General features: G+C 71.3%; 15 protein-coding genes. 7 read left to right on the forward strand and 8 right to left on the reverse strand.

Annotated elements, in window-relative coordinates:
• Nucleotides 1-201: 201 nt before the first annotated feature.
• Nucleotides 202-834 (reverse strand): response regulator, encoded by a 633-nt coding sequence (locus Pth03_RS33880; RefSeq protein ID WP_203948602.1) that lies wholly within the window; start codon nt 832-834, stop codon nt 202-204.
• A gap of 122 nt (nt 835-956) precedes the next feature.
• On the opposite strand from Pth03_RS33880, the gene Pth03_RS33885 reads away from it, so the two are divergent.
• Nucleotides 957-1,166, forward strand: a complete 210-nt coding sequence (locus tag Pth03_RS33885) for an EF-hand domain-containing protein (protein WP_203948548.1) — start codon at nt 957-959, stop codon at nt 1,164-1,166.
• Here the strand turns inward: Pth03_RS33885 and Pth03_RS33890 are convergent.
• On the reverse strand, nt 1,126-2,253 hold the full coding sequence (locus tag Pth03_RS33890; protein WP_203948549.1) for an NAD(P)/FAD-dependent oxidoreductase: 1,128 nt from the start codon (nt 2,251-2,253) through the stop codon (nt 1,126-1,128). The genes Pth03_RS33885 and Pth03_RS33890 overlap by 41 nt on opposite strands.
• 27 nt (nt 2,254-2,280) lie before the next feature.
• On the opposite strand from Pth03_RS33890, the gene Pth03_RS33895 reads away from it, so the two are divergent.
• The 6 genes from Pth03_RS33895 to Pth03_RS33920 all read left to right on the forward strand — a co-directional run bounded on the left by Pth03_RS33895 (nt 2,281) and on the right by Pth03_RS33920 (nt 7,287).
• Nucleotides 2,281-2,937: a helix-turn-helix domain-containing protein gene (locus Pth03_RS33895; protein WP_239119571.1), complete on the forward strand. Its 657-nt coding sequence runs from the start codon at nt 2,281-2,283 to the stop codon at nt 2,935-2,937.
• Nucleotides 2,938-3,024: 87 nt separating this feature from the next.
• Nucleotides 3,025-4,197 carry a homogentisate 1,2-dioxygenase gene (locus tag Pth03_RS33900; RefSeq protein WP_203948550.1) on the forward strand — a complete coding sequence of 391 codons (1,173 nt, stop codon included), beginning with the start codon at nt 3,025-3,027 and terminating at the stop codon, nt 4,195-4,197.
• Nucleotides 4,194-5,303 carry a fumarylacetoacetase gene (fahA, locus tag Pth03_RS33905; protein ID WP_203948551.1) on the forward strand — a complete coding sequence of 370 codons (1,110 nt, stop codon included), beginning with the start codon at nt 4,194-4,196 and terminating at the stop codon, nt 5,301-5,303. Before Pth03_RS33900 ends, fahA begins: the two co-directional genes overlap by 4 nt.
• A 36-nt stretch (nt 5,304-5,339) precedes the next feature.
• A complete protein-coding gene (locus tag Pth03_RS33910) occupies nt 5,340-5,675 on the forward strand; it encodes an Ig-like domain-containing protein (RefSeq protein WP_239119572.1) in 336 nt (111 codons plus the stop codon).
• Between the two features lie 80 nt (nt 5,676-5,755).
• Nucleotides 5,756-6,205 (forward strand): NfeD family protein, encoded by a 450-nt coding sequence (locus Pth03_RS33915; RefSeq protein WP_203948552.1) that lies wholly within the window; start codon nt 5,756-5,758, stop codon nt 6,203-6,205.
• Nucleotides 6,190-7,287: an SPFH domain-containing protein gene (locus tag Pth03_RS33920; protein WP_203948553.1), complete on the forward strand. Its 1,098-nt coding sequence runs from the start codon at nt 6,190-6,192 to the stop codon at nt 7,285-7,287. Before Pth03_RS33915 ends, Pth03_RS33920 begins: the two co-directional genes overlap by 16 nt.
• Here the strand turns inward: Pth03_RS33920 and Pth03_RS33925 are convergent.
• The 6 genes from Pth03_RS33925 to Pth03_RS33950 form a co-directional block, all read right to left on the reverse strand.
• The gene (locus tag Pth03_RS33925; RefSeq protein ID WP_203948554.1) at nt 7,248-8,825 is read right to left on the reverse strand and encodes a GTPase; all 1,578 of its coding nucleotides are present in this window, start codon (nt 8,823-8,825) and stop codon (nt 7,248-7,250) included. The two genes, Pth03_RS33920 and Pth03_RS33925, sit on opposite strands and share 40 nt — an antisense overlap.
• Nucleotides 8,822-10,537: a P-loop NTPase family protein gene (locus tag Pth03_RS33930; RefSeq protein WP_203948555.1), complete on the reverse strand. Its 1,716-nt coding sequence runs from the start codon at nt 10,535-10,537 to the stop codon at nt 8,822-8,824. The genes Pth03_RS33925 and Pth03_RS33930 overlap by 4 nt, the downstream gene beginning before the upstream one ends.
• A gap of 79 nt (nt 10,538-10,616) precedes the next feature.
• On the reverse strand, nt 10,617-11,165 hold the full coding sequence (locus Pth03_RS33935) for a hypothetical protein (protein WP_203948556.1): 549 nt from the start codon (nt 11,163-11,165) through the stop codon (nt 10,617-10,619).
• Nucleotides 11,166-11,174: 9 nt separating this feature from the next.
• Nucleotides 11,175-12,605 carry a sensor histidine kinase gene (locus tag Pth03_RS33940; RefSeq protein ID WP_239119573.1) on the reverse strand — a complete coding sequence of 477 codons (1,431 nt, stop codon included), beginning with the start codon at nt 12,603-12,605 and terminating at the stop codon, nt 11,175-11,177.
• Complete coding sequence (locus Pth03_RS33945) at nt 12,589-13,278, reverse strand: response regulator transcription factor (protein ID WP_203948558.1); 690 nt, start codon at nt 13,276-13,278, stop codon at nt 12,589-12,591. The genes Pth03_RS33940 and Pth03_RS33945 overlap by 17 nt, the downstream gene beginning before the upstream one ends.
• Nucleotides 13,275-13,862, reverse strand: coding sequence for a hypothetical protein (locus Pth03_RS33950; RefSeq protein ID WP_203948559.1), 588 nt, complete (start codon nt 13,860-13,862; stop codon nt 13,275-13,277). The genes Pth03_RS33945 and Pth03_RS33950 overlap by 4 nt, the downstream gene beginning before the upstream one ends.
• Nucleotides 13,863-13,875 lie beyond the last annotated feature (13 nt).

A 13,875-nucleotide genomic window follows, 5' to 3' on the forward strand; every position in this document is an offset into this window, starting at 1 on the left:
GACGCCGCCGGACACCCACCACCGGAACGACCACCACCGGACCGCCCCACAGCGGAGACCCACCCTGACGGCACCCCCAAGGCGGGCAAAGAGGTCATCGGCGCAGCCAACAAGGGCACCGGTGCCGGACGGACGCGCTCGACCATGATCCTGGCCGGCCCCGCGGCCGCAGGGCCTTCCGTCGTGCTGGGCAGCGCCCGTCTACGGCTGGAAGCGGTAGCCCATTCCAGGCTCGGTGAGCAAATGCTCTGGACGACCGGGGTTGGGCTCCAGCTTGCGGCGCAACTGGGCCATGTACTGCCGGAGGTAGTTGGTCTCCTTGTGGTACATCGGCCCCCACACCTGGCTCAGCAGTTGGCGCTGGGTGATGAGCTTGCCGGGATTGCGCAGCAGGATCTCCAGCAGATGCCACTCGGTGGGCGTCAGCCGTACACCGCTGGAGATCGTCTTGTTGGCCAGGTCGATCTCGAGGTCACCGAGAGTGATCTTCGCCTCGCCCGCCTCGTGGACGGTGGTCCGGCGGGTGACGGCCCGGATCCTTGCCAGCAGTTCATCGATGCCGAAGGGCTTGGTGACGTAGTCGTCGGCGCCGGCGTCGAGCGCGTCGACCTTGTCCGCGCTCTCCGGCCGCCCGGACAGCACGATGATCGGGACGCTCGTCCAGCCGCGCAGTCCGTGGATGACGTCGACGCCGTCCATGTCCGGGAGGCCGAGATCGAGCACGACCAGGTCAGGGCGCCAGTCGGCGGCCAGCCTGAGTGCGGCGGCACCGTCGGGCGCCACCTCGACCTCGTAGTGGCGTGCGGCCAGGTTGATGCGCAGCGCCCGCAGCATCTGCGGCTCGTCGTCGACGACGAGCACGCGAAACGAGCGGGTCGAAGGTTCACCCACAAGTTCAAGGCTACGACGTCTTTGATCGGCTATGGTGCTGAGCGCAAATCACCCGGGAGGACGATATGAGCGACTACACCACGACTTTTGATTTCATCGATGGAGACAACGACGGGCTGATCTCGGCCGCCGAACTCGTCCGCCTCATGGACGTGCTCGGCCAGCCGATCACCGCCGACGGCGCCCAGGAGGCGATCGCCAAGGTCGACGCGGACGGCGACGGCCGGATCAACTTCAAGGAGTTCGGCGTGTGGCTGGAAGGCCGCTCGTCCTGAGACCGCGGGACGCCTGCCGCTCGTGCAGGCCGAACCTCGGATCGGGCTCTGCCACGCCCTCGACGATCTCCGCGACGTAGGCGGCCAGCGCCGGGGCGTGCTTGAAGCCGTGACCGGAGTCCCCGCCGAGCAGCCAGACCCCGTCGGACACCTCTGCGATGATCCATTCGGCGTCCTTGGTCAGCGCATACTGGCAGACCTGGGTGAACAGGACGGGAGCGCCGGTGAGCGCGGGGAAACGCCGAGCGATGTAGTCGCGGGCCTGCTGCTCGGTGCGGGCCAGCACATGGCGGCTGCCCGTCTCCGGGTCGTACGGCTCGCCCTCGAGATCGCTGGTGACCTTCATCCCCGCGCCGCCGATGTCGCCGTGGCCGTACGCCGACAGGTCGTAGTCGCAGAAGGCCGGCAGGGGCGGAGAGGACCATTCGCGGGGCACGGCGAAATGGAACGTGTCCTGCCGGGTCACCTCCATCGGCACGTCGAACAGGCCGGGCAGCCAGGCTCCGCACGCCCACACGACCCGGTCCGCCGTCAGCACCTGCCCGTCGGCCACGACGCCAGTGGCCTCGCCGTACGGCACGGCCTTGGCGCGCACGAACGTGACGCCGGCGCCCCGGGCGAGCCTGGCGGTCGCGAGCGTGGCGTCGCGCGCCCGGACGACACCCGCCTTGGGCTCCCAGAGCACGAAGGCGAGGTCGTCGACCCTCATGCCGGGAAACCGGCTGGCCGCGTCGGCCGGCTCGAGCAACTCATGAGGTATTTCTAGATTTTTCAGTGCTTGGGCGCTTTGTCGTTCCCAGCCGTCCTCGCGATAGGCGAACCACATCAGCCCCGACTCCACCAGGAGTTCTTCGCCTGCCCGCTCGCCCAGAGCACGCCACCCGTCGCGGGCCTGCCAGGCCATGCGGGCGTACCACTCGTCAGCCCCGTGCGAGCTGCGCAGCAGGCGGGTGTGCCCTGAGCTGGCCTGGCGGACGTGGCCGGGGGCGTACTGCTCGACGAGCGTCACCGCCCAGCCGCTTTCCGCCAGCCGCAGGGCGACCGACAGACCCCAGATGCCCGCACCGACCACGATCACCGACTTCACGGTCTCATTGTGGCGATAATCGGGACCATGATGGCGGCCGAGTCTGCACAGACCCTTGAACGCGGATTGCGGCTGCTCAGGCTGCTCGCGGAGGGGCATCGGGGGCGCACGCCGACGGAGCTGGCCCACGAGCTGGGCTTGAGCCGGCCGGCCGTCTACAGGCTGATCACGACCCTCCAGGAGGAGGGTTTCGCCCGCCGCGACGCGGAGGGCAAGGTGCATCTGGGCTTCGGGGTGCTGGTGCTCGCCCAGGCCGTGCAGCCGCTGTTGCGGGCGGCGGCCCTTCCCGCCCTGCGCACGCTGGCCGAGCGGGCCGGGGCCACGGCCCATCTCACGGTGGCCGAGGGAGGCGACGGCCTGGCCGTGGCGGTGGTGGAGCCCTCCTGGACCGACTTCCACGTGGCCTACCGGGAGGGCTCCCGGCATCCCCTCACGCGCGGCGCGGCGGGCCTCGCCCTGCTGGCGCTGCGCTCGGGGAGCGAGGAACCGGCGCTCCACATGACCAGGGATCAGCTGCAGGAGGGCGCCCGGGGCCTGGCCGCGCCCGTGCGCGGACTGTCCGACCTGGAGGCGTCCGTCGGCGTGGTGTCCTTCGGCGAGATCGACGTGGATCGGATCGGCCCGCTGGTGCTCACGGCCGCCGCGGACATCGCCGCCACACTAAATCCGGATTTTCACCCATAGGCAATGGTTTGACATCTGGTGCCCATTGGCGGATCGTCGTACGTATAGAGGACGCTAGCGTCCGATATCCGGACATGGAGGGTCGCCATGCCGTACTACCGTGTCGTCGGAGAGGTACCGGAGAAGCGCCACGTGCAGTTCCGCAGGCCTGACGGCGGCCTCTATCAGGAAGAACTCATGGGCGAGGAGGGGTTCTCCTCCGATTCCTCGCTCCTGTACCACCGATATGCACCGACCGCGATCGTCAAGGCGGAGACGGTCGACGTCGGCCCCTCGGGGCTGACCCCGAACCTGCCGCTGTCGCCGCGCCACTTCCGGACGCAGGACCTGCGGCCCGACGGGGACCTGGTCTCCGGCCGCATGCTGCTGGCCGGCAACTCCGACGTCCGCATCTCGTACGCCGCCACCAGCGTGCCGAGCGAGCTCTACCGCGACTCGATGGGCGACGAGTGCGTCTACATCGCGAGCGGGCGGGCCCGTTTCGAGTCCGCGTACGGCGCCATGGACGTCGGCGAGGGCGACTACGTCGTCGTGCCGACCGGCGCGATCCACCGCTGGGTGCCCGACGGCCCGGTGACCGCGCTGGTCATCGAGGCGTCCGGGCACATCCGCCCGCCGAAGCGCTATCTGTCCCAGTACGGCCAGTTCCTGGAGCACGCGCCCTACTCCGAGCGCGACCTGCGGGCCCCGTCCGAGCCGTTCCTGGTGGACGGCGAGGAGGTCCCGGTGCTCGTGCGCACCCGCGGCGGGCTGACCAGGCTGACCTATGCCCGGCACCCCTTCGACGTGGTGGGCTGGGACGGCTACCTGTACCCGTACGTCTTCAACATCCACGACTTCGAGCCGATCGTGAAGCGCACGCACGCGCCGCCGCCCGTCCACCAGACGTTCGAGGGGCCCGGGTTCGTGATCTGCTCGTTCTGCCCTCGGCCGCTGGACTTCCACCCGGAGGCCGTGCCGATCCCCTACAACCACCACAACGTGGACTCCGACGAGTTCATGTTCTACGTAGGCGGCGACTACTCCGCCCGCAAGGGCTCGGGCATCGACATCGGGTCGATCTCGCTCCACCCGGCCGGTTTCACGCACGGCCCGCAGCCGGGCGCGGTCGAGGCGGTCGTCGAGGCCGTACGGCAGGGCCTGTCCACGACCAGCGAGATGGCCGTCATGCTCGACACCTTCCGCCCACTCGACCTGGGCCCGGCAGCCCTGGCGTGTGAGGAGCCCGGATACGCCTGGACGTGGGCGGTGCAGGCGTGACCTTCGGGGTGGAGAACCTGCCCTACGGCGTGTTCTCCCTCCCCGGTCAGAGCCCTCGTGTGGGTGTGCGGATCGGCGACGACGTGCTCGACCTCGCCGCCGCCCTCGGCGACGAGGTCTTCGCCATGCCGTACCTCAACCCCTTCATGGCGCTCGGCCGTACGGCATGGCGGGAGGCACGGGAGCGGGTCAAGGAGGCGGCGCCGACCGGCGGTCACCGCGTGCCGCTCGACCAGGTCACCCTGCACCTGCCGATCGAGGTGGCCGACTACGTCGACTTCTACGCGTCGCTGGAGCACGCGACCAACGTCGGCCTGATGTTCCGCCCGGGCGAGGAGCCGCTGAAGCCGAACTGGCGCCATCTGCCGGTGGGCTACCACGGCCGGGCGGGCACCGTCGTGGTGTCGGGCACGCCCGTGCGGCGGCCGTGCGGGCAGCGCCTCGTCAACGGCCGGCCGGAATTCGGGCCGTCGCTGAAGCTCGACGTGGAGGCGGAGATGGGCTTCGTCGTGGGCGTGCCCACAGCGCTCGGCGAGCGCGCCGGGGCGTTCGAGGACCACGTGTTCGGGGTGACGCTGGTCAACGACTGGAGCGCCCGGGACATCCAGTCCTGGGAGTACGTGCCGCTGGGGCCCTTCCTCGGCAAGTCGTTCGCCACCTCGATCTCGCCGTGGATCACCCCGCTGGAGGCCCTGGAGGAGGCCCGGGTCGACGGTCCGGCCCAGGATCCCGTGCCCCTTCCCTACCTGCGCAGGGCCGCCCCCTGGGCGCTGGACCTCACGCTGGCGATCGAGGTCGACGGCGAGCCGGTCTCGGCCCCGCCGTACCGGGAGATGTACTGGACGCCCGACCAGATGCTGGCGCACCTGACGGTCAACGGGGCGTCGTTGCGCACCGGCGACCTGTTCGCCAGCGGCACGGTGTCCGGCGGCGGGCAGCGGGGCTCGCTCCTGGAGCTGACCTGGAACGGAGCCGAGCCGATCAAGCTTTCCGGCGGGCAGACCCGGACCTTCCTGGAGGACGGCGACATCGTGACGATCAGCGCGGTGACCCGGGGCGGCCTCAGCCTCGGTGAGGTCTCCGGACAGATACTTCCCGCTACATAACGTGTTCTTGTCGTCACCCGTCGCTACTCTGGGGCGGTGCGTCACGCCGTAACGATCACGATGTTGCTTTTACTGGCGGCATGCGCGCGGGTCGTTCCCCCCGCTCCCCGCATCGCCGTGTCTGCCGCCGTGTCCCCCGCCGAGTCACAGGGCCTGTCGGTCACGGCAGACGGAGGAAGGCTGACCAGCGTGCTGGTCTACGCGGGCCGCGACCCCGTGCCCGGCTCCTTCGACGCCTCCCGCACGCGATGGCGCTCGTCCGGGTCGCTGCGGCCCGGCACCGACTACGTCGTGGACGCGATCGCGACGGGTCGTGACGGCGTCACCGCGCATACGGCCACCACGCTTCACACCGCGCCGGTTCGGGGGTAGCGCATCAGGCGGGCGGAGTTACCGTAAAAAGGAGGAACCCTGCCCGATCGGGATCCGTTCATTGCTATGGAGGCGAGGCAATGGACTCGTGGATCATCTGGCTCATCCTGGCCGCGGTGTTGGGCGTGGCCGAGATCTTCACGCTGACCGCCGCACTCGGGATTCTCTCTGTCGCGGCACTCCTCACCGTGGGGGTGGCCGCCGTCGGATTCCCGCCCGCTCTTCAGCTCGTCGTCTTCGCCATCGCCTCCGCAGCCGGGCTTCTCGGTGTGCGGCCGATCGCGATGCGGCACATCAAGCAGCCTCCGTCCCAGCGCTTCGGGGTGTCCGCGCTGGTCGGCAAGCCGGCATACGTGACCAAGGAGGTGACCGGCCGGGACGGCCGGGTTCGCATCGGGGGCGAAGAGTGGTCCGCGAGGTCCTACGACGAGACGCTGGTCATCCCGCCGGGGGCAACGGTGGACGTCATTGAGATCGAGGGCGCCACCGCCCTCGTCTATCCACGGGAGCAAGCATGGACACAGCCGTGATCGGCCTGATCGTTCTCGTCGTCGTCGTGGTGTTCACGGTGTTGCGAGCGGTCCGCATCGTGCCGCAGGCCAGAGCCGCGAACATCGAGCGCCTGGGCCGCTACTTCCGCACACTGGCGCCGGGGCTGAACTTCGTCATCCCCTTCGTCGACCGCGTCCGGCCGTTGATCGACCTGCGCGAACAGGTCGTGTCGTTCAAGCCGCAACCCGTGATCACCGAGGACAACCTGGTCGTCGACATCGACACGGTGCTGTATTTCCAGGTCACCGACCCCAGGGCCGCCGAGTACGAGATCGCCAACTTCATCCAGGGCGTGGAACAGCTCACCGTGACCACCTTGCGCAACGTGGTGGGCGGGATGGACCTGGAGAGCACCCTGACCTCTCGCGACACCATCAACAGCCAGCTGCGGGGTGTGCTCGACGAGGCCACCGGCAAGTGGGGCATCCGGGTCAACCGGGTCGAGATCAAGGCGATCGACCCGCCGAAGACCATCAAGGAGGCCATGGAGAAGCAGATGCGGGCCGAGCGGGACAAGCGTGCCGCGATCCTCACGGCCGAGGGCCAGCGGCAGTCGCAGATCCTGACCGCCGAGGGCGAGAAGCAGAGCGCGATCCTGCGGGCCGAGGGTGAGCGGACCTCGCAGATCCTCAAGGCCGAGGGCCAGTCGCAGGCGATCGACGAGGTCTTCCAGGCCGTGCACCGCAACGACCCCGACCCGAAGCTGCTCGCCTACCAGTACCTCCAGGTGCTGCCGCAGCTCGCCCAGGGATCCGGCAACACGTTCTGGGTGATCCCGAGCGAGGTCACCTCCGCTCTGCAGGGGGTCTCCAAGGCGTTCACCGAGGCGCTGCCCGCCTCGCCGGCCACCCGCGAGCGTACGGCGAGCACCGCGGGGAGCACCGCGGGGAGCGAGGCGGTGGCCGAGGCCGAGCGCGCAGCGGCGGAGGCGAAGGCGGAGGCCGAGGACAGCGAGACTCTCGGGCCCCGCGAGATCGGCCCCGGGCAGGCGCCTCTCAGCGACGCCGCCAAGACGGCCGCTCAGCCCGCCGAGGTCACCCGCTCGACGAACCGGGCATAACGCGACCGTTCCTCGAAGGCGGGGGTGACCACCAGCTCTTCGCCGACCTGGCCGATGGCGGCCCGCAGGGCTCTGGCGGCCTTGCGGGCCCTGCGCCGCCCGCCGATCCATGCCGCCAGCCGTGACAGCAGCGCGATGAGCACCCCGGCCGCCGCACCGCCGACGAGCAGCAGGGTCGGCCAGGGGACCCGCCCGGCCGTGGGGGTCGGCGGCTTCGGCAGCAGCAGGTAGTCGAGGGCGAACAACGCCAGCAGCCACAACGCGCCCGCCGCCATCACCGCTGTCACGAGCCACTGCAGTACCCCGACCGCCTTCCACCAGCGGGGCGGCTTGGACGCGCCCAGCGAGGCGTGGGCCACCGCACGGTCCAGCGCGTCTCCCAGCTCCGCGGCGCGTGAGCGTGCCGCATGCCGTACGGCGGAGGCCCACGGCTCGGGCACGCCGCCGCCGGCCGCTTCCCCCACGTCTCTCACCGCGGTGTCGACCGCCGTGAGCTGCACGGCCGTGGGCGGCGGCAACGACGTGCGGGCCGTACCCGGCCCGCGGGTGAGGTGCAGGCGGCGCAGCGGGTCGGGGCGCAGGCGTCTCAGCCACCGGGTGAGCGGCCATCCAGTGGCCGCGACCGCGCGGTGCCGGTGCGCCTTGGCGACGGACTCCACCACCAGCGGGACGGCGGCCGCCTGCGACAACGCCCTCGACAACGGCCGGGCCAGGTCCGCCCGCGAGACGGAGGCGGGAGCCGTACCGGCGGACGGCCCCGCCAGGGCGTCGGCGGCCGCTCCGGCGTCGGCGGCCAGCCGGGAGGCCCACGCGGCCCGCCGGGAGACCTTGCGGTCGAGCGCGACCCGCAACTCGGACAGGCCCTGGCCGGTACGCGCCGACACGCCGACGACCGGAACGCCCTCGAGCCCGTCGTCGGCCAGCAGGCCCCGCAGGTCGTCGAGGCAGCGTTTGACCGCCCGCTCGGGCAGCCGGTCGATCTGGTTGAGCACCACGAGCACGACGTCGCGGTGGCGGCCGAGGGCTTTGAGGTAGCGCTCGTGGACCGCCGCGTCGGCGTATTTCTGCGGGTCCAGCACCCAGACCAGCAGGTCGACCACCCCGACGAGCCGGTCGACCTCCAGCCGGTGGGCGGACACGATCGAGTCGTGGTCGGGCAGGTCGAGCAGGACCAGCCCGGAGCCGTCGCCCACCACGTGACGCAGGGGCACGTCCAGCCAGTCCAGCAGCGGACCCGAGCCGTCGGGCCCCCACAATGCGGCCTGGGCCGCGGACGTGGTGGGCCGGGTGGGGCCGACCTCCGCGAGATCGCACCCGGCCAGGGCGTTGAACAGCGACGACTTGCCACTGCCGGTGGCCCCGGCGAGGGCGACCGCCGTGTGGTCCACCGACAGGTTGCGCCGCGCGCCCGCCCGCTCGGCCACGGCCCTGGCCCGCTCGACGAGCTGCCGGTCCAGGCGGCCCTCGGCCAGGTCGGCCGCCTCGGACAGCGCGGCCAGCCGCTCGTCCAGGGACGCGGCCGCCTTTGCGAGCTTCACCGCACGCCCCTTTCCTGTACGGCTTTCGCGTCGTCTCTCAGGAGCGCGGCCGTGTCGTCGGCCGGCCCGATGCCGTCGAGCATCGAGGTGAACCGGGTGAGCTCCTGGTCGAAGATCTCCCTGACTCTGCGCCGCAGGTCGTCGCGGGCGTTCTGGGTGAGCGCGCGGACAGCCTGGTCGCCGAAGATCGCCTCGAGCAGCTTCTGGCTCAGCACGCCGGTGCCGCCGGCGATGCCGATCTCGAGGCCGGTGATGCCTCCCGTGGACGAGAAGACCGCGAGCATGACCAGCACGCCCAGGCTGTTGACGCCGAAGGAGGCGGCCCTGGCGATCGAGCGCCGGTCGGCGCCCTCCGACCTGACCAGGTCGAGCACGTATCCCTGCCAGGCCCGGACCGCGCCACCCACCCGCTCCTGCAGGTCGGCGGAGGCGCGCCCGATGCGCCCGCTGACCGCGACACCCGACCGTTCGAGCAGGTCACGGCCGGCGGGCATGGCCAGCCACGACTCCATGGCCCGGTCGGCGGCCCCGTCGGCGGTGGAGCGGATGAGCGACTCGATCCCGCTCTCCAGGGCCGAGCGCAGCTCGCGCTCCGGCGCGGGCCGCCCGGTGATGATCGCGGTGATGCGGTCGCGGAGCCGCCCGACACGCGACTCCAGCGAGCGCATCAGGTCGCCGGTGCCGACGAAGTCCTGCCAGCGGGCGAGGACCTCGCCGCGCAGGAGCAGGCCGTCGCGCATGCCCTCGTCGAAGGCCGACAACCCCGAGTCGTAGGACCGCTCGGCCACGGCGCGCAGCTCCGCGATTCCGGCCCGCTGCCGGTCGACCCGGTCGGCGAGCGCGGGCACTCGCGTGCCGAGGCTGTCCAGCGCCCCGGTCAGCGTGCGCCGTACGACGTCGGCGCGGGAGCGTGCGTCGGCCGACAGCCGGCCGAGCCAGGTGGCGATCGGTTGTACGGCATGGGCCGGAAGCCGGGCACGCTCGGACGGCAGTTCGAGCTCGGGGACGACGAACAGCGGGGTGCCGCCGAGCCCGTTCTCCTGGAGCAGGCGGGTGAGGTCGGCGGTGACCGGGTCGCCCGCCTCCGCCGGCACCCGCTGCAGGATGACGGCGAGGGCGGTGCTGCGCTCGCGGGCCAGCCGCAGGAACCCCCAGGGCACCTCGTCGGCGTAGCGAGCGGCCGTGGTGACGAACAACCACAGGTCGGCCGCCGCAAGCAGTTGCGCGGCCAGTTCGCGATTGGCGGTGACGATCGAGTCGATGTCGGGGGCGTCGAGCAGGGCGAGCCCCTCCGGCAGGCAGCCGGCGGTCGCGATGCTGAGGGTGCCCGGTTCGCCCCGGCCGTCGCCGGTCACGCGGGGCAGGCCGGGCAGCACGTTCGCCGAGGTGAACCAGGCCACGTCGGCCGGGTTGGCCACCAGGGTCGGGGCGAGCGTGGTCGGCCGGAGCACCCCCGGCTCGGTCACGCTGTCCCCGACGAGCGAATTGACCAGCGTCGACTTGCCTGCCCCGGTGGAGCCGCCGACCACCGCGAGCAGCGGCGCGTCGACGGCGGCGACCCGGGGCAGCAGGTAGTCGTCGAGTTGCCCGCGCAACTCTTTCAGGGCACGGCGGTCGGCCGCGACGTCACCGATCGCCAGGGGGAACAGATCGGGATCGAGGTGCTGCCGCAAACTCTGGAGAGCCGCGAGGAGCCCTTCGTTTCCCTCCATATCCCCGGCTTTCCCGTGGCCGGGCCCCTCCAACGCCGCACATGCCGACAATTTTCGGCGAAGAGGGACGAAACCGGCCTCAGGCGCTCGGCGAGGGGGCCGGGCTGGGCAGCAGCAGGCTGCACTTCTTGTACGCCTTGGCCACCTTGGGGTCGCTTTGGTCGAGGTTGCGGAAGTTCGTGCCCTGGGCCATGTCGACCCCGTTGTCCTTCATACACGTGCGGAAGGCCGTCAGCGCGGCGCCGAAGTTGCCACCGCCTCCGCCGTTCCGGTTGCCGCCGCCGAACCCGCCCTGGGGCATCAGAGAGCGGCAGGCCTCGTACGCCTTCTGCATCTCCGGCGACATCGAGCGGAAACCCCCGCCGAAGCCACCGCTGGGGCGCCCGCTCGGCCGTCCGCTCGGCCGTCCGCTCGGCCGTCCGCTGGGGCGCACGCCCGGTGCGCGGCTGGGGAGGGTGACCCCGTTCTTCTGGAGGCAGGCGGTGAAGGCCGCCATCTGGTTGCCGCTCGACGCGCCGGAGGGCGCAGCCGAGGGCGCGGCGCCGGCCGCGTTCGTGTCACCGCCTCCACCGCATGCGGAGACCGCGAAAGCGAGGGCCGCGAGCACCACAACCTGGGCGTAACGCATGAGATCTACCTAGCCTTTCGTTACGGACGAACTGGACGGGAGGCGGACGCGGAAGACCGCGCCGTGGCCCGGTTCGCTCTCCGCCGTGATGGTGCCGCCGTGGGCGTGGACGAGTGCGGCGACGATGGACAGGCCGAGACCTGTTCCGCCCGAGTCCGCACGGCTGCGGGCCGGGTCGGCCCGGTAGAAGCGCTCGAAGACGCGCTCGACGTCCCCCGGCGGAAGGCCGGGCCCGTCGTCGGCCACTTCGAGCACCGCGACCGGGTCGGCGTCAGGGACGACCCCGACGCCGACCCGGAAGGCCGTGCCCGGCGGCGTGTGCCGCAGGGCGTTCTGCATGAGGTTTCCGATGACCTGGCGCAGCCGCGCCTCGTCACCGAGCACCCGCACCGGCTGGTCGGATCCGTCCAGCCGATGGAGGTCGATCTCGCGGTCGGGGGCGAGGGTCTGCGCGTCAAGCACCGCCCCGGCGGCCAGGCTGAGCAGGTCGACCGGCTGCCGGGCAAGGGGCCGCTGCTGGTCGAGCCGGGCGAGCAGCAGCAGATCTTCCACGAGCAGGCCCATCCGGGCGGCCTCGTCCTCGATCCTGCGGACGAGCTTGACCGGGTCGGCCGACCCCTGCTGCCGGTAGAGCTCGGCGAACCCGCGGATCGAGGTGAGCGGGGTGCGCAGCTCGTGAGAGGCGTCCGCCATGAACCGGCGCATCCTCTCCTGCGACGCCTCCCTGTCGCGGAAGGCGGCCTCGATCTGGGCGAGCATGCCGTTGATCGAACGGCCCAGCCGGCCCATCTCGGTGCGGGGATGCCGCAGCGGCACCCGCCGGGACAGGTCGCCCGACGCGATCGCCTCGGCGGTCCGCTCGATCTCGCCCAGCGGGCGCAGGCTTCGCCGTACGAGCAGGTAGCAGGCGGCGCCCAGGGCGGCCAGTACGGCGAAGCCGACGCCCGACACAATGATGACCAGACGCGAGACCGTGCCGTCGATCTCGTTCAGGTTCATGGCGACGACCCGGAAGCCGCCCGCACCGTCGTCCACCGAGATCGCCCGCCATCGTGAGCCGGACGGAGACTCGGCTGTGAACAGCTTCTTCGCCCCGGCCGCGGGCTTGGGCAGCGGCGGCAGGTCCGCGGTCGGAGGGGCCTGGATGACCCGCAGGACGGCACCGCTCGCGTCCAGCTGGACGATGTAGAACGAGCCGACCAGCCGGAGGGGCCCGAACTGCTCGACACCGCGCGGCACCCCGTCGAACCCCGGCGGCCTGCGGCCCATCGTCAGCAACTGGGTGTCGACCCGCTGCACGAGATAGCCCCGCAGCAGCAGGGCGGCGAACCCCCCGGTCAGCGTGATGGCCAGCGTGACCAGCAGAAGCGTGCCCCCGACGAGGCGGAGCCACAGCGGGGTGCGTGCCGCCCGGCGTTTGAGTTCACTGACGTGGAGCACGGAGAACATAGCCCACGCCGCGAAGCGTGTGGATGAGCTTGGGGTCAGCCGTGTCGATCTTGCGCCTGAGATAGGAGACGTACGACTCGACGACGTTACGGTCGCCGCCGAAGTCGTAGTGCCACACGTGGTCGAGGATCTGCGCCTTCGACAACACCCTGCCCTGGTTGGTCATGAAGTAGTGCAGCAGCTTGAACTCGGTCGGCGACAGCCGTACCGGCCTGCCGCCGCGCCACACCTGGTGGGCGTCCTGGTCCAACTCCAGGTCGGCGACGCGCAGCCGGGGCGGGGTGGCTGCTTCGCCGCGGGTACGGCGCAGCACCGCCCGGATCCGGGCGAGCACCTCGTCCAGGCTGAACGGCTTGGTGACGTAGTCGTCGCCGAGCGCCAGACCGGTGATCTTGTCGTCGGTCGCGTCCCTGGCGGTGAGGAAGACGGCCGGGATGCGCCGCCCCGCCGAGCGCAGCCGGCTGGCGACGGCGAAGCCGTCCATGTCGGGCAGCATGACGTCGAGCACGATCAGATCCGGCCGGGCGCGCTCGGCGAGTTGCACCGCCTCCTTGCCGTCGGAGGCGGTGACCACGTCGAATCCGGCGTAGCGCAGGCTCGCCGACAACAACTCCCTGATGTTCGGCTCGTCGTCCACCACGAGCAGACGCGCCTCCGGGCTCATGATCCCGCCCCCCTGCCGCCGAGGGCGGAGCTCTGGGTGACGGAGGTCGCGTCCACGATGCCCTGGGAGTCCTTGTCTCCGGCGACCACGATGACGCTGCCCGTCTTGAGGTCCTTGGCCTTACCCGCCTTGCTCACCTGGATCTTCGTGGATGAGGTGGTCTTCACGGTGACGACGTCGCCGGCCACGGTCTGGACGTAGATCTTGTCGCCGTCGACGAGCTTGACCGTCCCGAAGGTCGCGTTGGCCCCGGCTGCTCCGCCGAAGCCTCCACCGCCTCCTCCGCCTCCTCCGCCTCCTCCTGCGAAGCCTCCCCCGCCGCGGCCGAAGCCGCCGCCCTGGCCTCCCGCTTGCCGCCCGGCGGCCTGCCCGGACAGCAACCCCGAGGGCACGTCGTGGGACGAGCCGCCGGCGGCCTTCTGCACCTGGACGCCCCCGAGGAACCCGGCCACGAGCACGACGCCGGCGGCGAGTGTCAGGGTCAGTTTCGAGGGCCCGCGCCTGACCGGCCCGGCGAGCTCGGCCTGGAGATCGTCGTCGAACGGCGAGACCTCCAGGAGATCTTCAGCCTTGTGCCTGCTCACATTCATCTCCTGG

Source organism: Planotetraspora thailandica (assembly GCF_016863335.1).
GTDB classification, from domain to species: domain Bacteria; phylum Actinomycetota; class Actinomycetes; order Streptosporangiales; family Streptosporangiaceae; genus Planotetraspora; species Planotetraspora thailandica.

Excerpts from the sequence above, each read along its gene's own strand:
- Pth03_RS33880 (WP_203948602.1), bottom strand. The coding sequence starts at position 834 with ATGCTGCGGGCGCTGCGCATCAACCTGGCCGCACGCCACTACGAGGTC.
- Pth03_RS33885 (WP_203948548.1), top strand. The coding sequence starts at position 957 with ATGAGCGACTACACCACGACTTTTGATTTCATCGATGGAGACAACGAC.
- Pth03_RS33895 (WP_239119571.1), top strand. The coding sequence starts at position 2,281 with ATGATGGCGGCCGAGTCTGCACAGACCCTTGAACGCGGATTGCGGCTG.
- Pth03_RS33900 (WP_203948550.1), top strand. The coding sequence starts at position 3,025 with ATGCCGTACTACCGTGTCGTCGGAGAGGTACCGGAGAAGCGCCACGTG.
- Pth03_RS33915 (WP_203948552.1), top strand. The coding sequence starts at position 5,756 with ATGGACTCGTGGATCATCTGGCTCATCCTGGCCGCGGTGTTGGGCGTG.
- Pth03_RS33920 (WP_203948553.1), top strand. The coding sequence starts at position 6,190 with ATGGACACAGCCGTGATCGGCCTGATCGTTCTCGTCGTCGTCGTGGTG.
- Pth03_RS33930 (WP_203948555.1), bottom strand. The coding sequence starts at position 10,537 with ATGGAGGGAAACGAAGGGCTCCTCGCGGCTCTCCAGAGTTTGCGGCAG.
- Pth03_RS33935 (WP_203948556.1), bottom strand. The coding sequence starts at position 11,165 with ATGCGTTACGCCCAGGTTGTGGTGCTCGCGGCCCTCGCTTTCGCGGTC.
- Pth03_RS33945 (WP_203948558.1), bottom strand. The coding sequence starts at position 13,278 with ATGAGCCCGGAGGCGCGTCTGCTCGTGGTGGACGACGAGCCGAACATC.